General features: G+C 63.0%; 18 protein-coding genes. 11 read left to right on the top strand and 7 right to left on the bottom strand.

Going from position 1 to position 19,129, the window contains the following annotated elements:
* Window positions 1–136: 136 nt before the first annotated feature.
* From tfpB to RM530_RS05400, 3 genes are all read left to right on the top strand, one after another.
* Window positions 137–1,930 (top strand): type IV pilus assembly ATPase TfpB, encoded by a 1,794-nt coding sequence (gene tfpB / locus RM530_RS05410; protein WP_311364193.1) that lies wholly within the window; start codon window positions 137–139, stop codon window positions 1,928–1,930.
* A 37-nt stretch (window positions 1,931–1,967) separates the two neighbouring features.
* On the top strand, window positions 1,968–2,744 hold the full coding sequence (xth, locus tag RM530_RS05405) for an exodeoxyribonuclease III (protein ID WP_311364192.1): 777 nt from the start codon (window positions 1,968–1,970) through the stop codon (window positions 2,742–2,744).
* A gap of 83 nt (window positions 2,745–2,827) precedes the next feature.
* Window positions 2,828–3,868 (top strand): HD domain-containing protein, encoded by a 1,041-nt coding sequence (locus tag RM530_RS05400; protein WP_311364191.1) that lies wholly within the window; start codon window positions 2,828–2,830, stop codon window positions 3,866–3,868.
* Here RM530_RS05400 and RM530_RS05395 read toward each other — a convergent pair.
* The gene (locus tag RM530_RS05395) at window positions 3,856–4,305 is read right to left on the bottom strand and encodes a hypothetical protein (protein WP_311364190.1); all 450 of its coding nucleotides are present in this window, start codon (window positions 4,303–4,305) and stop codon (window positions 3,856–3,858) included. The two genes, RM530_RS05400 and RM530_RS05395, sit on opposite strands and share 13 nt — an antisense overlap.
* Before the next feature lie 210 nt (window positions 4,306–4,515).
* Between RM530_RS05395 and RM530_RS05390 the strand changes: the two genes are divergently transcribed.
* On the top strand, window positions 4,516–4,779 hold the full coding sequence (locus RM530_RS05390; protein WP_311364189.1) for a DUF4404 family protein: 264 nt from the start codon (window positions 4,516–4,518) through the stop codon (window positions 4,777–4,779).
* A 49-nt stretch (window positions 4,780–4,828) separates the two neighbouring features.
* Here RM530_RS05390 and RM530_RS05385 read toward each other — a convergent pair whose 3' ends face one another.
* The gene (locus RM530_RS05385) at window positions 4,829–5,437 is read right to left on the bottom strand and encodes a TIGR04211 family SH3 domain-containing protein (RefSeq protein ID WP_311364188.1); all 609 of its coding nucleotides are present in this window, start codon (window positions 5,435–5,437) and stop codon (window positions 4,829–4,831) included.
* A gap of 183 nt (window positions 5,438–5,620) precedes the next feature.
* Between RM530_RS05385 and RM530_RS05380 the strand changes: the two genes are divergently transcribed.
* On the top strand, window positions 5,621–6,643 hold the full coding sequence (locus tag RM530_RS05380) for a class 1 fructose-bisphosphatase (protein ID WP_311364187.1): 1,023 nt from the start codon (window positions 5,621–5,623) through the stop codon (window positions 6,641–6,643).
* Between the two features lie 96 nt (window positions 6,644–6,739).
* On the top strand, window positions 6,740–7,285 hold the full coding sequence (locus RM530_RS05375) for a glutathione peroxidase (protein WP_311364186.1): 546 nt from the start codon (window positions 6,740–6,742) through the stop codon (window positions 7,283–7,285).
* Window positions 7,286–7,726: 441 nt separating this feature from the next.
* Here the strand turns inward: RM530_RS05375 and RM530_RS05370 are convergent, their stop codons facing one another.
* On the bottom strand, window positions 7,727–8,578 hold the full coding sequence (locus tag RM530_RS05370) for a hypothetical protein (protein ID WP_311364185.1): 852 nt from the start codon (window positions 8,576–8,578) through the stop codon (window positions 7,727–7,729).
* 331 nt (window positions 8,579–8,909) lie between these two features.
* Between RM530_RS05370 and RM530_RS05365 the strand changes: the two genes are divergently transcribed.
* Window positions 8,910–10,796: a M61 family metallopeptidase gene (locus RM530_RS05365; RefSeq protein ID WP_489752848.1), complete on the top strand. Its 1,887-nt coding sequence runs from the start codon at window positions 8,910–8,912 to the stop codon at window positions 10,794–10,796.
* Between the two features lie 311 nt (window positions 10,797–11,107).
* Here RM530_RS05365 and RM530_RS05360 read toward each other — a convergent pair whose 3' ends face one another.
* Window positions 11,108–11,599 carry an outer membrane lipoprotein gene (locus RM530_RS05360; RefSeq protein WP_311364183.1) on the bottom strand — a complete coding sequence of 164 codons (492 nt, stop codon included), beginning with the start codon at window positions 11,597–11,599 and terminating at the stop codon, window positions 11,108–11,110.
* Window positions 11,600–11,737: 138 nt separating this feature from the next.
* On the opposite strand from RM530_RS05360, the gene RM530_RS05355 reads away from it, so the two are divergent.
* Window positions 11,738–12,592: a D-hexose-6-phosphate mutarotase gene (locus RM530_RS05355; RefSeq protein ID WP_311364182.1), complete on the top strand. Its 855-nt coding sequence runs from the start codon at window positions 11,738–11,740 to the stop codon at window positions 12,590–12,592.
* A 5-nt stretch (window positions 12,593–12,597) separates the two neighbouring features.
* On the opposite strand, the gene RM530_RS05350 is transcribed toward RM530_RS05355, so the two are convergent.
* Window positions 12,598–13,572 (bottom strand): alpha/beta fold hydrolase, encoded by a 975-nt coding sequence (locus tag RM530_RS05350; RefSeq protein ID WP_311364181.1) that lies wholly within the window; start codon window positions 13,570–13,572, stop codon window positions 12,598–12,600.
* A gap of 204 nt (window positions 13,573–13,776) precedes the next feature.
* Here RM530_RS05350 and RM530_RS05345 point away from each other — a divergent pair, with 204 nt between their 5' ends.
* Window positions 13,777–14,253, top strand: a complete 477-nt coding sequence (locus RM530_RS05345; protein WP_311364180.1) for an SET domain-containing protein — start codon at window positions 13,777–13,779, stop codon at window positions 14,251–14,253.
* 19 nt (window positions 14,254–14,272) lie between these two features.
* Window positions 14,273–14,800, top strand: a complete 528-nt coding sequence (locus RM530_RS05340; RefSeq protein WP_311364179.1) for an adenine phosphoribosyltransferase — start codon at window positions 14,273–14,275, stop codon at window positions 14,798–14,800.
* Window positions 14,801–14,917: 117 nt separating this feature from the next.
* Here the strand turns inward: RM530_RS05340 and RM530_RS05335 are convergent, their stop codons facing one another.
* The gene (locus tag RM530_RS05335) at window positions 14,918–16,681 is read right to left on the bottom strand and encodes a monovalent cation:proton antiporter-2 (CPA2) family protein (RefSeq protein ID WP_311364178.1); all 1,764 of its coding nucleotides are present in this window, start codon (window positions 16,679–16,681) and stop codon (window positions 14,918–14,920) included.
* Window positions 16,682–16,812: 131 nt separating this feature from the next.
* Here RM530_RS05335 and RM530_RS05330 point away from each other — a divergent pair, with 131 nt between their 5' ends.
* Window positions 16,813–17,745, top strand: a complete 933-nt coding sequence (locus RM530_RS05330; protein ID WP_311364177.1) for a phospholipase A — start codon at window positions 16,813–16,815, stop codon at window positions 17,743–17,745.
* A gap of 40 nt (window positions 17,746–17,785) precedes the next feature.
* Here RM530_RS05330 and RM530_RS05325 read toward each other — a convergent pair whose 3' ends face one another.
* On the bottom strand, window positions 17,786–19,000 hold the full coding sequence (locus RM530_RS05325) for an argininosuccinate synthase (RefSeq protein ID WP_311364176.1): 1,215 nt from the start codon (window positions 18,998–19,000) through the stop codon (window positions 17,786–17,788).
* Window positions 19,001–19,129 lie beyond the last annotated feature (129 nt).

Genomic DNA, 19,129 nt, shown 5'->3' with positions numbered 1-19,129 from the left:
AGTCTGCATATTCGCGGTCTTGTGGTTCCAACGAAGCCTACTTTAAATCATCGCGCCGGCCGGGCATCGCGCCGGCCGGGCCGACCAATACGCAATCCCTCATCCAGGCGTCGGGCGATGCGTATACTGAACAACGATGAACGCGATCGTCAGCCGCAAACGCGAACCGCGCCTGCAACTTCGGGAGGTGCTCGACTGGCTGATCGAAGACGGCCTGCTTCGGAACGAGGACGCGCGCGAGTTTGCGGCCCCCTCGCAGCGCACCGGCGAGCCGCCGCCGCATCCGATTTCGCTGATCGCACAGCAAGGCTGGCCCGATGCGCGGGCACCGCTGCAACGCATGCTGACGGCCGAGTCGCTGACGCAGTGGCTGGCCGGACGCACCGGGCTGGGCTACCAGCGCATCGACCCCCTGGTGATCGACGTGACCCAGGTTACCGCCGTCGTGCCCTACGCCTACGCGGCGCGCCTGCGCATCCTGCCGATCAAGGTCACCGCGCAACAGGTGAGCATCGCCACCAGCGAACCCTTTGTCGACGAGTGGGCCGAAGAACTCGGCCGTATCGCAGGCAAGCGCATCGAGCGCGTGCTCGCCAACCCCGAGGAGATTCAGCGCTACCTGATCGAGTTCTATGCGCTATCGCGCTCGGTCAAGGCCAGCGCCGTGGAACGCGGACGGATGACGCCGAGTGGCGTCCAGAATCTCGAACAGCTCACCGAACTGGGGCGCGCCGGCAAGCTCGATGCCAACGACCAGCACGTCGTCAATATCGTGGACTGGCTGCTCAACTACGCTTTCGAACAGCGCGCCAGCGACATTCACATCGAGCCGCGGCGCGAGCTCGGCAATGTGCGTTTTCGAATCGACGGCCAGCTGCACGAGGTTTACCAGGTGCCCGGTGCCGTCATGGTCGCGGTCATCTCGCGCCTGAAGATCCTGGCGCGACTCGACGTGGCCGAAAAGCGCAAGCCGCAGGACGGGCGCATGAAGACGCGCAGCCCGGACGGTCGCGAGATCGAACTGCGTGCTTCGGTATTGCCCACCGCCTTCGGCGAAAAGCTGGTGTTGCGCATCTTCGACCCCGAGGTGCTGGTCAAGGATTACTCGGCGCTGGGCCTGACCGCCGAAGATCGCGCGCGCTGGGAATCGATGATCCGCCAGCCGCACGGCATCATCCTGGTCACCGGCCCCACCGGCTCGGGCAAGACCACCACGCTGTATTCCACGCTCAAACAACTGGCCACGCCGGCGGTCAATGTCTGCACGATCGAGGATCCGATCGAACTGGTGGAGCCCGCATTCAATCAGATGCAGGTGCAGGCCAATATCGACCTGAATTTCGCCGACGGCGTACGCGCCCTGCTGCGACAGGACCCGGACATCATCATGGTCGGTGAGATTCGCGATCTCGAAACGGCCGAAGTCGCGATTCAGGCGGCCCTGACCGGCCACCTGGTGCTGTCCACCCTGCATACCAACGATGCGCCCAGCGCGATCACGCGCCTGCTCGATCTGGGCGTGCCTTCGTACCTGATCCGCGCCACGCTGCTGGGTGTGGTGGCGCAGCGCCTGCTGCGCCGTCTGTGCCCGCATTGCCGACATGCGGTGGAGGTCTCGGAAACCCGCTGGCGGGAACTCACGCGCGACGCATCGAGCACGCCGCCGAACAGCATCTACGAATCCGTGGGCTGTCTGGAATGCCGCGAGACCGGCTACCTGGGGCGCGTCGGCGCCTACGAAATCCTCAACAACACGGCCACGTTGGCGCCTCTGATCGACGCGGGCACCGATCTCGCCCTGCTGCGCGCCCAGGCCTTGTCAGAAGGGATGTCGCCGCTGAGAATCTCCGGCGCCCGCAAGATCGCCGCCGGCCTCACCTCCGTCGACGAAGTGCTGCGCACCACACCCGACCCACCCGCCGCGACCTGAGTGCGCGCCGCTCAATACCGCTCGACCGCCGACTTCCGTGAAAATCGCCACCTGGAACGTGAATTCCCTGCGCGTGCGCCTTCCGCACGTCATCGAATGGCTGACGCAGAATCCCGTCGATGTGTTGGGCCTGCAGGAACTGAAACTGCAGGACGCGGACTTTCCGCATGAGGCCTTTCAGGCACTCGGCTACCATGTGGCCGCCAGCGGACAGAAGACCTACAACGGTGTGGCGATCGTGTCCCGGCACCCTCTCGAAAACGTCACGCGCGGCATGCTCGGATATGAGGACGAACAGAAGCGCGTGATCGCGGCGACCACGCGGGGCGTTCGTATCGTCAACGTCTATGTGCCGAACGGTCAGGCGCTCGGGACCGACAAATACGCCTACAAGCTCGATTGGCTGCAGGCCCTGGAACGCTACCTGCGGGCGCAGCTCACCGCATATCCCCTACTGGCCGTGACCGGCGACTACAACATCGCGCCGGCGCCGGAAGACACCCATGATCCTACCGTCTGGGAAGGCGGCATTCTCTGCTCGGATGCGGAACGTGAGCGGCTGCGCGCGCTGCTCGATCTGGGTCTGTCGGATTGCTTCAGGCTGTTCGAGCAGGCCGAGCAATCGTTTACCTGGTGGGACTATCGCGCCGCGGGCTTCCGCCGCAATCTCGGTCTGCGCATCGATCATGTGCTGGCCTCGCGCGAACTCGTGGCGAACTGCCGCGCCTGCGTCATCGACACCGCGCCGCGCAAGCTCGAACGCCCTTCTGACCACACGCCGTTGATCGCCGAATTCGAACTGCCGGCCGCTTGACCGGTCTCAATCGGGCAGCCCATTTCCCGATGCTGTGAACTGAGTCACCGTTCGGGCCGATTCGCGAGGCTTCAATACGAGACATGACAGCGCGCCGCAACGATCACGATGTGACCAACACGGTCTGTGTTGCCGACCCGAAGTCGGTCTGCGCCGCCGTGTGCGGGATCCTCGCCCGGCGCTACGCGGACATCGACCTGGCGCCGGTCCGCCGTGGGTTCGATACGTTTTCCAGGCTGTTCACCGGCAGACTCGCCGGCTACGCAGGATGCGACACCTGGTATCACGACGCACAGCACAGTCTCGACTGCGCGCTGGCGCTGGCGCGCCTCGTCGACGGCCATGAGCGCAGCGAGCCGGCCAGCCGACGACTGGGAGCGCGGCGCGCGGTGCTCGGTGTTCTGGTCGCGCTGTTTCACGATGCCGGCTATATCCGCCGGTCGGGTGACGAGGCGATCAACGGCGCGGAATTCACCTTTACCCACGTCGGGCGCTCCGGCGATTTCCTGGCCCGGTTCCTGCCGCAGGTCGGATTCGCCAAGGAGGCCGCGCTGGCGCGCCGCCTCGCGCATTTCACCGGCTACGAGATCGCGCTGAACCAGATTGCGGTCCGCAATCGCCGCGACCGCATGCTCGGCTTCATGCTGGGCACGGCCGACGTGATGGCGCAGGTCTCGGATCGCTGCTATCTGGAGAAATGCCGGGACTACCTTTACCGCGAGTTCACCTGGTGCGGACTTGCCGGCCAGCACGCCGCAGCGCCGCAGTATGAATCGGCAGATGAGCTGCTGCGCAAGACACCGGAGTTTCACCGTCATCTCCGTGCCGACCGTCTGGATGGCCATTTCGAAGGGGTGTATCGCTACGCCGCAGCCCACTTTCAGACGGTACCGTCCCAGCCCGACCCGTATTCATCGGCGATGGACGCGCAACTACGACGCCTGCGGGACGCAATGGATGCGGGAGACCTCGGGCGCCTCCGCCGTCGGCCTCGCGTCGAGGGCGCGCAGGCCTTGCGTCGCCGCTTGGGATGGACGGCGGTGAGGACCGCCGCTGGCGCCAGTCCAGCCGCGCCGCGCCTGCGTCCCGAGCCTGGAATTCCGGCAGGATTTCAGCCGGGCTGAGTGTCGCGCGTGGGGTTGAGTTCACCACCCAGCGATTCGACGGTGAGGCGATGATATTTCTGCGCCAGTTCGTGCGGTTGTTCACGGATCACCGACATCACCTGTTCATCGTCGCGCTCATCGGGGGCGTGAATCAGCAGAAAGTGTCGCCCTTTTTCGGCCAGGTCGTGATACAGCTGCACCATGCGCAGCGAGGATCCCAGCATCGACAGCAGACCGGCCGAATCCAGGCCGCGTTGCGTACCTTCCACCACGGTTTCCGGAGACAGGTAACGGGTTTCATCCGCCGTATAGCCCTTGCCTTGCAGGCTCTTCTGAACGGTCAGCGCCGCTTCGCGCGTCGGGAAGGCGGCAACAATGTGGCCTACAGGATAGAAGTTCCCGAGATCGGCGCCCTGCTCGTTCATTGCGGCAAAGCTTTTTCCCTGATCGTGCATCGTTTCAGTCCTCGGCTTGGGTACGGTTTCGTGCCGTCCTGGGTGCAACCCGAGGGCCGCTGGCAGCTCGGAACGACACGACAGTCATCGTCACGAATGCTGCGGCCGAGGCACTGACTCGGGCCTGAACTTTCACCCGGCGGGTCCGAACCCCCTTCGTGAGTTCGGATTCACGTTACAGTCAGGGCCAGGCCCGATAAAACCACAACGATGAACGAACAGGAAATCCGTGAGACCCTCGCCAGCCTGCGCGCCGAGATTCATGAACTGAAGCTCGCACCCGAAGAATCCAAGCGCCTTGAGAGGCTGGTCGCCGGTGCGGAGGCGGACCTCGAACAGCCCCGCCCGCCCGAAGAACGCCAGGGCCTGATCGACGAACTGAGCCTGGCTGTGGACCAGTTCGAGGTCCGGCATCCGCGCTTTACCGCGATGCTCAACCGACTGGCGTCCTCGCTGAGCGCGATGGGCATTTGAGCAAGGGCTTGTCGGGGGACAGTCGCGGGCGCGGGCCGCGGACGACGCGCTACAGGTCGCCGTAAGCCCTGCGCTTGCGGCCACGGCCGATCCACGGCAGCACCAAGCCGAGCAGGACGCCGCCGCCGACCAGCGCGGCGCCCATCACCATCGTCTGACGTTTGGCTTTTTCCTGATTGAAGCGCCGCGCCAGTTGTGCGGTCCTCTGCTCGTTCTCCGCGATGACAGCACGCAGCTTGTCATTTTCTTCCTGCAGCTCGAATGCGGGCCGTGCACTATCGAGCCGCGTCTGCGCTTCATCGAGGTTCGCTTCCAGTGTGGCAACACGATCACGCGCCTTGCGCAAGGCGGTCTGAGTCGAATCGAGCTGATCCTCGGCGGCGGGCTCATCCGAAAGGTAGCGCGAGGTGACCCAGCCGGTCACACCGTCGGCGGTGCGAATCTGGGAATAGCTCTGCTCGCCGAGCGAGCGCAGCAGCGTGACGCGGTCACCACTGTGAATGACACCGATCGTACCTGCGTCATTGCTGGGCCGTTCGCGCACCGACAGCAGGATTTCGTCGGACACGTATTTCGGTACACCATCGTCCTGAGCCTGGGCCATGAAGGGCAGTGGCGCACAGACGACCAATGCGGCAAGCAGCAAGAGTTTTTTCATTCTCAAGGTTTTTCGAGGGGGCGGGTAGATCAACTTCGGGCGACTTTGGCGATTCCGGGGAACTCGACCGATGCGATGATGAACGAGCGAGCGCAGACGTCAACCCACGCGCCTGTTCAGCGCCGCTGGCGGCAGGCTTCCCGTAAAATGTCGGCTTTCCGTCCCAACAATCATGTCCGCCTCATGACGCCTTCGACTCAAAAGCCGATCTTCCTGACCCAGTTCCTGATCGAGGAGCAACGCGCGATCGGCGAAGTGAAGCCGGACCTGCGCCTGTTGCTGGAGATCGTGGCGCGCGCCTGCAAACGCATATCGATCGCGGTCGGCAAGGGCGCACTCGGCGGGGTGCTGGGAGACGCCGGCTCCGACAACGTGCAGGGTGAAGCGCAGAAGAAGCTCGACGTGCTGTCGAACGACATCCTGATGGAAGCCAATGAATGGGGCGGACATCTGGCCGCACTGGCGTCCGAGGAAATGGACGAGCCGGTGATGATTCCGTCGCAGTATCCGAAAGGCGGCTATCTGCTGTTGTTCGATCCGCTGGATGGCTCCAGCAACATCGACGTGAATATCTCGGTCGGTACGATCTTCTCGGTGCTGAGCTGCCCGCCGGACCACACGCTGACGCCCTGCGAGGACGACTTCCTGCAACCAGGGGTGAAACAGGTCGCCGCCGGATACACCGTGTACGGCCCCAGCACGGTTCTGGTGTTGACGATCGGCAACGGCGTGCACCAGTTCACGCTGGACCGTGAACTCGGCAGCTTCGTACTGACACAGAGCCACATCAGGATTCCGGAAGACACCAGGGAATTCGCGATCAACGCGTCCAATTCGCGCTACTGGGAGGCGCCGGTGAAGCGCTACATCGATGAATGCACCGCCGGCAAGGACGGTCCACGCGGCAAGGACTTCAACATGCGCTGGGTCGCCTCGATGGTGGCCGACGTGCATCGCATCATCACCCGCGGCGGTGTGTTCATGTACCCGATGGACGAGAAATCGCGCGAAAAGGGCGGCAAGCTGCGACTGATGTACGAAGCCAATCCGATGAGCTTCATCATCGAACAGGCCGGCGGCGCGGCCACGACCGGGCGCGAGCGGATTCTCGACATTCAGCCTTCCAAACTGCATCAGCGCGTGCCGGTGATTCTCGGCTCGAAGAATGAGGTCGAGCGCGTGACCGCCTATCACAAGGAAGGCTGAGCGCCGGCCGACGACGGCGACTGTCTGACGGGGACTGTCTACGTTCATCGGGATGCGCTAGCGTGCGTAGTCCCCTATCCGTAGTGGAGTCCGCTCATGAGCATTCACCAATTTCAGGCCTTGTCGATCGACGGCGAGCCGGTGTCGATGGAACAGTTCGCCGGCAAGGTGCTGCTGATCGTCAATGTGGCCAGCGAGTGCGGTCTGACCCCGCAATACGAAAAGCTCGAAGACCTGCAGCGCAAATACGAGGACCGGGGCTTTCGCGTGCTTGGCTTTCCGTGCAACCAGTTCGGCAGCCAGGAACCGGGCAGCGATGCGGAGATTCAGCAGTTCTGTTCGCTGAATTACGGCGTCAGTTTCCCGATGTTCTCCAAGGTGGCCGTCAACGGGGAGGACGCACACCCGCTGTTCGCCTATTTGCGCCAGTCCACGGCCGAATCCGTGAACGGCTCGGGCCCGAGTGCCGAGATGCTGGACAAGCATCTCGAAAAGAGCCACCCGGACCTGATGGAAGGCAGCAATATCCGCTGGAACTTCACGAAATTCCTGATCGATTCGGAAGGTAAGGTCGTGAAACGGTTCGAACCGACAGTGGAACCGGATGCGTTGACGGATGAGATCGAAGCGCTGCTGGGGTAAGCGTGCCGGCGCTTTCCTCACGCTTGGACATTCGGGCGTGAGTAGGCGCCGACCCACTCATTCCGGCTGGCGTACGTCCCGGCGGATCTGACGGCGCTCGCTACGGTCGTCGACCCGCGTGCCATCGCCGTCACAACGCGGGCGTCGTCAGGATCGGACTGCTGGCGAACAGCAGAACAGTCAGGGGTCTCAAGCTCATTTTCGTATCTCCGAATGACCGAATTCAGGGCACTTTCCTGCCTGTATTCCGGTTCAACGGGAGATACAGCGCTCAGTTGACCTTGCCGACAGCGGCTTTGTAAGGGCTTGTCAACGTGAATCACGCGCCGCGTGACGCCGACCGACCCTCGCCCGCTTGCGGGAGAGCGGTGGGTGAGGGGAACGGCCATGCCGCAGCAGATTCATTCTGCGGGGCGCCGCTTGTGGCATGGCCCTCAGGTATCAGAAACGGCGCGTGACCGAGGCAAGCACGCCTTCGCGCGAACTGCCATAGCCGACTTCACCCTGGATGTTCCAATCCCTCGACACATCCCAGCTGGCACCGGCGACATAGCTCCAGCGCTTGGCGTTCTGCTCATAGGTGGTGATGGTGACCTCGATATCGCCGTCCGGCGCGGCGAACCTCAGCTGCTTGCTGAGCTGAACGTCACTGTCCAGATACAGGCCACCGGCATACACCGCGACTTCGCCGCCATTGACTTCGAAGCGGCGGCCAAAGCGCGGCGAGACCGCCAGCGTCTCGATCGAATCGTCAACCGTGTCCACGTCATTCCAGGTGTAGCTGATCCCCGCCAGCGCGAAGTAGGGCCCTCTGCCGACAGCCAGCAGGGTGCCCAAAGAGTAGCTGGCGCCCTCGGGTTTCTGTCCGATCTCGCCTGTAAACGTCATGTCACAGGCCGCCGGCCGCGGCGAGGCATCGGGTGCGCAGCGCGACTCGTCGCCCAGGAAGGCGATCAGATCGTCGCCCTGGAATGAATAATCGGCGCTGACGTCATTGTCGGCGAGACCGACCATGGCGAACACGTTCATGAACGGGAACAACCAGGCATCGAAGCGCAGTTGCAGAATTTCCGTGGTGATCTCGGCGTTGTCGATATCGATGAAATCGACACCGCCGCGCTGACCGGTATCCGCCGACAGGACCAGTTCGTCGAGTGTCAGATCCTCGCGATAATGGACCGCCATCGCGCCGACACCCAGCGGCCTGGGCAGGCTCACGCCACGCGATTCGGCAGTGCCGGCAAGCCAGGGCAAACCCCAGGTTCTCGCTTCCTGTGCACCTTCGGCGTGCACAGCGAAGCTAGCTCCGCACGAGCACAGCACCACCGCGACGAACCTGACGGCATGGGCGCTTCGAATGCGAAACTCGGGCATCGGAATCCTTTGAGTGAACAAGCCGAAACTGAACTGGCAGGATTCATGCCCATTCAAAAGTCAAAGCATGACTACCGGACTCCTCAAGCTCGATCCTCCAGTCCCCAGCCATCAGTCTGACGGCAAGGATGACTCCGCCGTCAACGTCCGCGCAGCCGATACGCCGCGCCATACCCGGCTGCGGCATTCGCCCCCACTTGAACCGAAGGAATTTCACATGAACCCGATCCGTTCATGCGCCGTACTGCTGATGCTGCTCATGGCGCAATCGAGCCATGCGCAGGACAACGGCTGGCCGGCGCGCGCAGCGCGTGCACCGCTGGATACGCCCTATCCCGGCACGATCGAGCTGCGCGTGGATGCAAGGGACCGTGCCCATCGCGTGTTTCGCGTGCAGGAAACAATCCCGGTCAAACCGGGCCCGCTGACGCTCTACTACCCCGAATGGCTGCCGGGGAATCACGCAGCGCGCGGCCCGATCTCTGCGCTGACCGGACTGATCATCAGGGCCGGCGAACAACGCATCGAATGGACACGTGATCCGCTGGACGTTTATGCGTTCCACCTGTCCGTGCCCGAGGGCGTACAGCGCATAGCGCTCGAATTCCAGTTCGCCTCGCCGCTGTCCAAGGCGCAGGGGCGGATCGTCGCCACTCCGGACATCATCGGCCTGCAGTGGAATGCCGTGGTGCTCTATCCGGCCGGCTATTTCGCTTCCCGCATTCCGGTCGCCGCCAGTCTGGTGCTGCCGGACGGCTGGGATTTCGGCTCGGCACTGGAGGTGGAACAGCGCAGCGCGGAGTCCGTCGACTTCAAGACGGTCTCGCTGGATACGCTGGTGGATTCCCCGTTGTTCGCCGGCGCCCACTTCCGTCGCGAGGATCTTGCGCCGGGCGCCAAGACACCGGTCTACCTGAACATCGTGGCCGACACGCAGGAAAGCCTGGAGATCACGGACGAGCAACTCGCCGCGCACCGCAACCTGGTGGCCGAGGCCAGGGCGCTGTTCGGCGCACAGCACTACGATCACTACGATTTCCTGCTGGCGCTGTCGGATCACTTCAGCGGCATCGGTCTGGAGCATCATCGCTCCAGCGAAAACGGCAGAAGCCCCGGTTACTTCACGGAATGGGACAAGCCGGAGCAGGCCAATGGTCATGAGCTGCTGGCCCATGAAATGACACACTCGTGGAACGGCAAGTACCGGCGTGGGGCCGACCTGGCAACGCCCCACTTCAACACACCGATGCAGGACAGTCTGCTGTGGGTCTATGAAGGCATGACCCAGTACTACGGCAAGGTGTTGGCCGCCCGTTCCGGGCTGTGGAACGCCGAGCTGGCCCGCGCCTACTTCGCCAACGTGGCGGCGACCTATGAGTTCCAGCGGCCGGGGCGGGTATGGCGTCCGCTGATCGACACCACCAATCAGCCGATCATCACGCCGCGACTGCCGCTGTCGTACACCAGTTGGCAACGAAGCGAGGACTACTACAACGAAGGTCTGCTGTTGTGGCTCGACGCCGATACGAAAATTCGTGAGCTGACTCGCGGCCGCAAGTCGCTGGACGATTTCGCGCGTACCTTTTTCGGCATGGATGATGGCAGCTACACGGTCAACACCTACACGCGCGCCGACGTCGTCGACACGCTCAACGGCGTCGTCGAATTCGACTGGTCCGGATTTCTCGCTGATCGCCTCGAAGGCCACGGGCCGCAGGCCCCCTTGGACGGCATCAAGCGTAGCGGCTGGACGCTGACGTTCGGCGATGAACCCAATGAGTACGGCAAGGGTTCCGAGGCCCAGTACAAGAGTTCGGATTTCGGCTATTCGTTGGGCATGTCGGTCGGCAAGGACGGCGACATCAAGGACGTGGTCTGGGACAGCCCGGCTTTCGACGCCGGCCTGTCGAAGGCGATGAAAATCGTCGCGGTCAACGGGCGGGAATATTCCGGAGACGTACTGAAAACCGCGGTGGAGCAGAGCGTCGATGATCCGCAGCCGATCGAACTGCTGATCAAGGATTTCGATCGATATCGCAGCGTTTCGATCGACTACCACGGCGGCCTGCGCTATCCGAAGCTGGAGCGCGGTGAAGGCAGGGATCTGCTTTCGTCGATCTTCGAATCGAAACGCTGAGACTCAGCCGGCGCCGCGCGCATCAACGGATCATCGCTGCGCTTCCGGCGGTGGACGAAGCACAGCGTGTTTTCCAGTCGCACATCACCCCAGATGCAGACCTCGCCCAGTTCACCGTAATGGAAGCCCGACTTTGGTGTAGCGCTTTGCGCAGGAGATGAATGCGGACGCCATTCAGGTGATGAACGGACGCATTCGGTCAATCAGCCCGACAAATATCTCGGCGGGCAGAGCATGGTGCAAGCGGCACCTCGGGAGTCGACGATGAACAGGCTTTTGCCTGATTTTCTGAATCTGATGGCGAGCTCGGCTTAGCCTGCGGGAACCACCCGATCGCCCGCGATCCGGACCTTAGCACCTTCGTAGAGGTTGTCGACCGACGCCAGCGTCAGCGAACGCGTGCCACCTTCGTTCATTTCTATCGTTACGTCGTAGACGGTGTAGGACTTGCTGCGCGCCTCGACCTCGCGCCCGGCAAAGGCTCCGCCAATCGCGCCGGCCACCGTCGCCAGATCCTTGCCGCTGCCGCCACCGACCTGATGACCGGCCACGCCGCCGACGATCGCACCGGCAACCGTACCCACCGCTGAGGGATCACCTTTGACCTTGCGGGCGGAGATGCTGACGATCTCGCCGCAATCGTTGCAGCTTTCGGCCGCCGCAGAGGCCGCGGAGTCGGCTTCGGCCGCCCCATTGCACGCGCTCAGACCCAGGGCCCCAGCCAGCAGCGCACCGGCCATCATCACGCCATAAAATGGTGCGCTAAATCGGCCATTCAATCGATTATTGGTTTGTGCTTTCATGTCACGCTCTCTTGCTTTTGCGGGTTTCCCCCATTTCGGCCGCAAGGCTGCCCCAGGCGCTGTGAATCGGGTCTGAACGCTTCCGCTTCGGAATCCGCGAGCGGGGACCGCCTCGAGACCCAAACGAAGAAATGAGAAATGACACAAGAAAATCTGACGAGTTCGGGCCGAGACGAATCCAAGCGCACCCCGACCCTGAGGCTCGAAGGCCCCCAGGGCGCCCAGGCGACATTCGGCCTGCATGGCGCACAACTGTTGTCCTGGACGCCATCGGCGTGCGCCACCGAGCGCTTGTTTCTTAGCGGAGCCAGTCGCTATGGCGATGGGCAATCCATCCGCGGCGGCATACCCGTGATCTTTCCGCAGTTCGCCAACCGGGGTCCGTTGCCGAAACATGGACTGGCCCGCACACGCTCATGGACGCTGTTGGGACAGGCTCCGGCTTGCGCCCGTCTGGAGCTGCGCGACGACGCGCACACCCGCGCCATGTGGCCGCAGGCCTTCAGGCTGCTGCTGGACGTGGCGCTCTCCGAACGCGCACTGACGGTGTCCCTGCGCGTGGAGAATCCCGGCCACAGCGCTTTCGAGTTCACGGCCGCACTACATACCTACCTGCGCGTTGCGGACATCGCGCAGGTGCGTCTGCACGGCCTCGGCGGAGGCTACTACCTGGATGCGACTCGTGACTTTGCCGCCTGCCGTCAGGATGAAGCGGAGCTGCGCTTCGGCGCCGAGCTCGACCGGGTCTACCCCGACGCGCCGCGCGAACTGCGTGTCGATGACGGACCTTGCCGCACCCTTGTCCACAGCGATGGATTTGCCGACGCGGTGATCTGGAATCCCGGCGCAACGAAAGCCGCAGCCCTGGACGACATGGAGCCGGGCGGCGAACGCCGCATGCTATGCGTGGAGGCGGCACAGGCGCAACGCGCGATCCGGCTGGCGCCGGGCGAACACTGGCAGGGCTCACAAACGCTGATCGCGACTGATTGATCGCCTCAGGACGACGCACCGAGCGCGTCCAGCAGGGCTTCGTAAAACCGTTGCGGTGCCTCGATGTGCGGCAGGTGTCCCAAACCTTCGAACTCCACCAGCTTCGCATCCGGAATGCGTGCCACGATCCGTGGACCAAGTTGCGGGTAGTCGCCCAGCGACTTCGCCTGCGCCTCCGACACCAGATTCTTGCCCAGCGCCGTGCGATCACGAAGGCCGATCATCAACACCGTCGGCATCTGGAGTTGATCAAACTCGTAGACCACCGGCTGCGTGTAGACCATGTCATAGGTCAGTGCCTGGCTCCAGGCGATATCGTCAGCATGCGGCCCCGAGTACAGCGCCGCAAGCTGACGTGCCCAGTGCTCATAGTCGGGCGTCCATTGTCCGTCGTAGTAGCTTGCGAGCTGATAGCGCTTGATGCTTTCAAAGTCGACCTTGCGCTGCGCCGCATACCAGCTGTCGACTGTCTGGTAAGGCACGCCGAGCGCCTTCCAGTCCTCGAGGCCGATCGGGTTCAGTAACAGCAGTTGCTCGACCCGCTGCGGATACATCAGAGCGAAGCGCGTGGCGAGCATGCCGCCCATCGAATGTCCCAATACGATCACGCGGTCGAGATCAAGGCTGTCGAGCAATCCACGCGTATTGTCGGCGAGCTGGTGAAAACTGTACTCATAGCCACGCGGCAGCGCGGACCAACAGAAGCCGATCTGCTCCGGCGCGACGACCCGATAGCCGGCGTCCAGCAGGGTGCGCATGGTTCCTTGCCAATAGGCCGCGCAAAAATTCTTGCCGTGCAGCAGCAGCACCGTGTCGCCGTTGGATACCTCGGGCGCCACGTCCAGATAGCGCATCTGCAGGAACTGGTTCTGGCTCTTGAACGCATAGGTCTGCGGCACGAAACTCGCGCCTGAATCCGCGAAGGCGGTCGTGGCCGCCAGACTCAGATAAGCCAGACAGTACAGCGGGATCAGGCGCATGGGATTCCTTGCATGAGGTGGTGGCGGATCGGTCACGGGCAGCGACGGTGTCGTACCTTATCGCGCCGCATGGTTTCATCACGAGTGTCCAGCATGTACCTTGCTTGCCAGACACCTTCACAATCGCCGTAATGGCGGCCGCGACATCGGCCGTCGCGATCCGCGACCATCGCACCACCCCTTTTCGGTACCAACAACAACCGCATGCCCCGTTCAATCATCGTTCGCCGTTCGCCGATACACGGTAACGGCATGTTCGCCGCGCGCGACCTTCCCGCCGAATACCGCCTGATCCAGTACCAGGGCCGCCTGCTGACGCATGCACAGGCCGATCGCCGCTATGGCGGCAGCATCGAGTCCGGCCACACCTTCCTGTTCACGCTGAACGATCACTATGTGCTCGACGGCAATGAAGGCGGCAATTCCGCGCGCTGGATGAACCACAGCTGCGAACCGAACTGTCAGGCGGTACTGCACGAACACCCCGGCAGGGACCGCCGTCGTGACCGCATTTTCATCGAGACCTTGCGCCCGGTTCGCGCGGGCGAGGAACTCGTCTACGACTACGGGATCGTGCTCGACGTACCGCACACTCAGCGCCTGAAAGCAATCTGGACCTGCCGCTGCGGAACCGAGACATGTGCCGGAACCCTGCTAAAGCCCAAGAAGCGCAAGCGCTGACCGCGCCGGGAGACATCAGATGGATGCCAAGACCATCAGCAAGCTGGTTCGCAAGGTGCCGGACTACCCCCAGCCCGGCGTGGTGTTCCGGGACATCACCCCCCTGCTGGCCGACGCGGACGCCTTCGCCGACGTGGTGGAGGCCATGTCCACCCGCATCGAAGCCCACCATGCGCGGGCACTGGTCGCGCTTGAAGCACGTGGCTTTCTGTTCGGCGCCGCGATCGCCTCACGCCTGCAGATGCCGCTGCACCTCGCGCGCAAACCCGGCAAGCTGCCGTGCGAAACGGTGCGGCGCAGTTACGCGCTCGAATACGGTGAAGACGGACTGGAGTTGCATGCCGACGCTTTTGCCGGCGACACTCGCTGCGCCATCGTGGACGATGTACTCGCCACGGGCGGCACCGCAGCAGCCGCCGCCGAACTGATCAGCGCGCTCGGCGCCAAGCCGGTGTGCTGCGTGGTGCTGCTCGAACTCGAAAGTCTGGGCGGACGGAAACGTCTCGGCGAGGTGCCGGTCGAGAGCCTGCTGATCGATGAACCCTAAGGGCCATGCCCGCAGGCGATTCATCGTACGGGGTGCCGCTCGCGGCATGGCCGTTGATCCCGCATGATGACTGCCCTATCACCCTGAACACATTGGATGCATCAAGTTGTATTTTCATCAGGCCTCGGCGGCCGGAATGCTGGGATCTTCCTCGAACAATTGTTCGAGTTCGCGGGCCGACTGCACCGCAGATTGAATGATCTGCCTTTCGTCACCGGAAACGGCCTGCTGCTGCAGCAACGCGCGATCGTCATGTTCCCGGAAAAGTTTCAGAATCCGCTCGGTCTCGCTTTCCGAATTGCCCAGCAGACCCAGCAGCTTGCGGCTGGCCTCCAGCGAGGAAAAATAGCTTCGGCGTATGACGTGCTTCACGCCCAGATTCATCAGTTGCAATGCATGCTGCCGGGTCCGCGCGCAGGCGATCACCGGCAGGCGCGGAAAGTTCCGGCGCACCACGCCGGCTACGCGCAGCGATTCGCTCGGATCCGCAATCGCCACTACGAACACGCGCGCACGCTCAACCTTGGCTGCCCGCAGCACCTCCAGTCGACCGGCATCGCTGTAGAACACGGCATTGCCGAACTGGCGTACGAAACTGACGTGCAGGGAATTGCGCTCGAGGATCGTGAATGAGAATTTCCTGATCCGCAGAATGCGCGCAATGATCTGCCCGAACGGCCCGAAGCCGGCGATCACCACATCGGTCTCTCGGGCATCGATCTCATCGAACGGTGGCGACGCGGTGGCGCTCATCTGCGAAACCAAACGGTACAGCAGGGGGGTGGTCAACATCGACAAGGTCACGACCACGATCAGCAAGGACTGCAGTTCCGCAGACAGCACCCCCGCAGCGGTGGCGACACCGAACAGCACGAAGCCGAACTCCCCGCCCTGCGACAGGGCCACGCCCAGTGACAGGGCGGCGCGATTGCCGAGGCCGGACACGCGCCCCATCGCGAACAGGACGGCGCTCTTGATACCGACCAGAGCGCAGACCAGCCCCAACACCATCAGCGGCGCTTCATAGACCGTCGAGAGTTCGGCGGACATGCCCACGGCAATGAAGAACAAGCCCAGCAGCAAGCCTTTGAACGGTTCGATGTCGGCCTGCAGCTCGTGACGGAATTCCGAATCCGCCAGCATCACGCCGGCCAGGAACGCCCCCAGTGACATCGACAGGCCAACCGCTTCCATGGCCATCGCAGTGGCCAGCACGACCAGCAGCGCGGTCGCCGTGAACACCTCCGGCAGCTCCACCGCTGCGATCACGCGCAGCAAGGGCCGCAGCAGGTAGCGTCCCGCCACCAGCACCAGCACCAGCGCCAACGCGACCTTCCCGAACGCCGCCCAGAAGTCCGCCCCGGCCAGCGCCTCGCCGCTACCGCCCAACATCGGCAGCAGGGCCAGCAAGGGGATCACCGCCATGTCCTGCAGCAGCAGAATCGCGAATGCGCTCCGACCATGGCGCGTGTTCAGTTCCTTGCGCTCACCAAGCAACTGCAACACGAAGGCGGTGGACGACATCGCCAGCCCGAAACTCGCGACGATGGCAATCGGCATCGACTGTCCGAGTGCCAGGGCGAGACCGCCCAAGGCGGCGGCACTGATCAGAAGCTGCGCCCCGCCAAGGCCGAACACGGCGCGACGCAGAGCCCACAGCCGCGACGGCTGAAGCTCCAGACCGATGATGAACAGCAGCAGCACGACCCCGAACTCCGAAAAATGCAGAATGCTTTCGACATCGCTGATCAAACCCAGGCCGGACGGACCGATCACGATTCCGGCCGCCAGATAGCCAAGCACGGCGCTCAGCCCCAGGCGCTTGAACAGTGGCACCGCCACCACCGCGGCGAGCAGGAACAAGGCGATATCGATCAGCATGGTTGCGGCGCAGTCACATGGAAACGCTAGACTAACCGGGAAACTCAAGCCGCAACGCAAAGGGCATCCAGATCAGCCGACAAGACGATATGGATGTCGCGTCCCATCGACCGCCAAAATCAAGAAACCCGATGCCCAGGCTCGCCTGCTTGTTGATCGCACTCGCACTACCCGCCGCGGCGCAGGCGCAGTCCACCCCTCAGCCCCAGAACATTCCGACGGCGGTCCGCGACGACCCCGATGCACCGGCCGCAACGCAGCACGACGAGCCCAGCCTCGCCGCCTACGAGGCGGTGATCCGGGACCCCGAAACCAAGCGTTACTTCCGCGTCAATACCGATGCCTACAGCATCGTCAGCGCGGCGCGCGGTCTTTCGATGCACAAGCCGATGTACGTGTATCCGCTCAGTTACAGTCCCGACTACGAAGGGCAGGATACCGAGTTCATCTTCCAGATCAGCGCCAAGTACCGCTTGCTCGGCAAACCGCTGTATTTCGCCTATACCCAGAAATCGTTCTGGCAGATCTACAACCAGAATGAATCGCGACCGTTTCGCGAGACCAACTACAACCCGGAAATCTTCTACCGTTTTATTCCGGACGACATCGAGAAATGGCACCACTGGGGTGCGGATATCGGTCTGGAGCACGAGTCCAACGGCGAGGCGCTGCCGCTGTCACGCAGCTGGAACCGAATCTATTTCGCCGCGTTCAAGGCTGAAGGCAAGAACCTGCTCTACCTCAAGACCTGGTACCGCATTCCCGACCCCAGGAAGGAAACGCCGGATGACCCCAAGGGCGACGATAACCCCGACATCTACAAGTACTACGGTTACGGCGAGATTCACTACGCACGCCAGATCGGCAAGCAGCAGCTGCTCAGCAGCATGATTCGCGGCAACCCGAGCACCGGCAAAGGCGGGATGTCACTGAGCTGGAGCATGCCCAATGACAGCGGCACCCTGTTCTACTCGGTTTCGCTCTGGCACGGCTACGGCGAAAGCCTGATCGACTACAACCACTCGGTGACACGCCTGTCGTTCGGAATCATGCTGTCGCGCTAACGATCATGGTGGTGGTCACCACCAGTCACCACCATGATCGTCAGCCGCGCCCCGCCAGCGTCCGCAGGCGCAGCGCGTTGAGCTTGATGAAACCCTCGGCGTCCTTTTGATTATAGGCGCCGCCATCGTCCTCGAAGGTGGCCACACGCGCATCGAACAGGGAATCCGGTGACTTGCGCCCCACGACGATGACATTGCCCTTGTAGAGCTTGAGCCGGACGACGCCGTTCACCTTGTCCTGCGAAGCGTCGATCATTGTCTGCAGCATGCGGCGCTCGGGGCTCCACCAGTAACCGTTGTAGATCAGGCTGGCGTACTTGGCGATCAGCTCGTCCTTGAGGTGCGCAACCTCGCGGTCCAGGGTGATCGATTCGATCGCGCGATGCGCGCGCAGCATGATCGTACCGCCCGGCGTCTCATAGCAGCCACGCGACTTCATACCGACGTAACGGTTCTCGACCAGATCGAGCCGACCGATGCCGTGCTTACCGCCGAGTTCGTTGAGCGTCGCCAGCATCGCGTAGGGTGAAAGTGCCTGGCCGTTTAGCGCGACCGGATCGCCATGCGCGTATTCGATCTCGATGGTCTCGGCGGTGGCCGGTGCCGATTCCGGCGACACCGTCCAGCGCCACATGTCCTCTTCAGGCTCCCAGTAGGGATCCTCCAGGCCGCCGCCCTCGTAGGAAATGTGCAGCGCGTTGGCGTCCATCGAATACGGTGAGCCACCGCCTTTTTTCTTCTCGATCGGAATGTTGTGCTGCTCGGCGTAGGCCAGCAAGCGCTCGCGTGAATTGAGATCCCATTCGCGCCAGGGCGCGATGACCTTGATGTCCGGCCGCAGCGCATAGGCGCCGAGTTCGAAGCGAACCTGATCGTTGCCCTTGCCGGTGGCGCCGTGGGCGATCGCGTCGCAGCCGGTCTGGTTGGCAATCTCGACCAGTCGCTGGGCGATCAGCGGCCGCGCGATCGAGGTGCCGAGCAGATATTCGCCCTCATAGATCGCATTGGCGCGAAACATCGGAAACACGTAGTCGCGCACGAAGTCCTCGCGCAGATCGTCCACGAACATTTCCTTGACACCGAGACGCTCGGCCTTGCCACGCACGAAACTGAGGTCTTCCTTCTGGCCGATGTCGGCGGTGAAGGTCACGACCTCGCAGCCGTAGGTATCCTGCAGCCACTTCAGGATGACCGAGGTATCGAGGCCGCCGGAATAGGCAAGCGCAACTTTTTTGACGTAAGAACTGGAACTCATGACAGGGTCCGGCGGACGAATGTAAATGCGGTGCTCCCGCAGCGCGGTGCCGCTCCGCTTGGAGGGCGCGGCATTATATAAGAGTTGCCGGCAAAGCCTGAGCCGGGCGTTCAGCCAGACCCCACAAAC

The sequence above is a fragment of the Banduia mediterranea genome (genome assembly GCF_031846245.1).
In the GTDB taxonomy this organism is placed as follows: domain Bacteria; phylum Pseudomonadota; class Gammaproteobacteria; order Nevskiales; family Nevskiaceae; genus Banduia; species Banduia mediterranea.
The sequence above is the reverse complement of the archived record's forward strand: the minus strand, read 5'-3'. Positions and strand labels throughout refer to the sequence as shown.

Bases quoted from the DNA above. Each gene is read 5' to 3' on its own strand.
- RM530_RS05380 (WP_311364187.1), top strand. From the start codon at position 5,621: ATGACGCCTTCGACTCAAAAGCCGATCTTCCTGACCCAGTTCCTGATC.
- RM530_RS05340 (WP_311364179.1), top strand. From the start codon at position 14,273: ATGGATGCCAAGACCATCAGCAAGCTGGTTCGCAAGGTGCCGGACTAC.
- RM530_RS05400 (WP_311364191.1), top strand. From the start codon at position 2,828: ATGACAGCGCGCCGCAACGATCACGATGTGACCAACACGGTCTGTGTT.
- RM530_RS05360 (WP_311364183.1), bottom strand. From the start codon at position 11,599: ATGAAAGCACAAACCAATAATCGATTGAATGGCCGATTTAGCGCACCA.
- RM530_RS05345 (WP_311364180.1), top strand. From the start codon at position 13,777: ATGCCCCGTTCAATCATCGTTCGCCGTTCGCCGATACACGGTAACGGC.
- RM530_RS05395 (WP_311364190.1), bottom strand. From the start codon at position 4,305: ATGCACGATCAGGGAAAAAGCTTTGCCGCAATGAACGAGCAGGGCGCC.
- RM530_RS05330 (WP_311364177.1), top strand. From the start codon at position 16,813: ATGCCCAGGCTCGCCTGCTTGTTGATCGCACTCGCACTACCCGCCGCG.
- tfpB (WP_311364193.1), top strand. From the start codon at position 137: ATGAACGCGATCGTCAGCCGCAAACGCGAACCGCGCCTGCAACTTCGG.
- RM530_RS05365 (WP_489752848.1), top strand. From the start codon at position 8,910: ATGCTGCTCATGGCGCAATCGAGCCATGCGCAGGACAACGGCTGGCCG.
- RM530_RS05375 (WP_311364186.1), top strand. From the start codon at position 6,740: ATGAGCATTCACCAATTTCAGGCCTTGTCGATCGACGGCGAGCCGGTG.
- RM530_RS05390 (WP_311364189.1), top strand. From the start codon at position 4,516: ATGAACGAACAGGAAATCCGTGAGACCCTCGCCAGCCTGCGCGCCGAG.
- RM530_RS05325 (WP_311364176.1), bottom strand. From the start codon at position 19,000: ATGAGTTCCAGTTCTTACGTCAAAAAAGTTGCGCTTGCCTATTCCGGC.
- RM530_RS05335 (WP_311364178.1), bottom strand. From the start codon at position 16,681: ATGCTGATCGATATCGCCTTGTTCCTGCTCGCCGCGGTGGTGGCGGTG.
- RM530_RS05355 (WP_311364182.1), top strand. From the start codon at position 11,738: ATGACACAAGAAAATCTGACGAGTTCGGGCCGAGACGAATCCAAGCGC.
- RM530_RS05385 (WP_311364188.1), bottom strand. From the start codon at position 5,437: ATGAAAAAACTCTTGCTGCTTGCCGCATTGGTCGTCTGTGCGCCACTG.
- RM530_RS05350 (WP_311364181.1), bottom strand. From the start codon at position 13,572: ATGCGCCTGATCCCGCTGTACTGTCTGGCTTATCTGAGTCTGGCGGCC.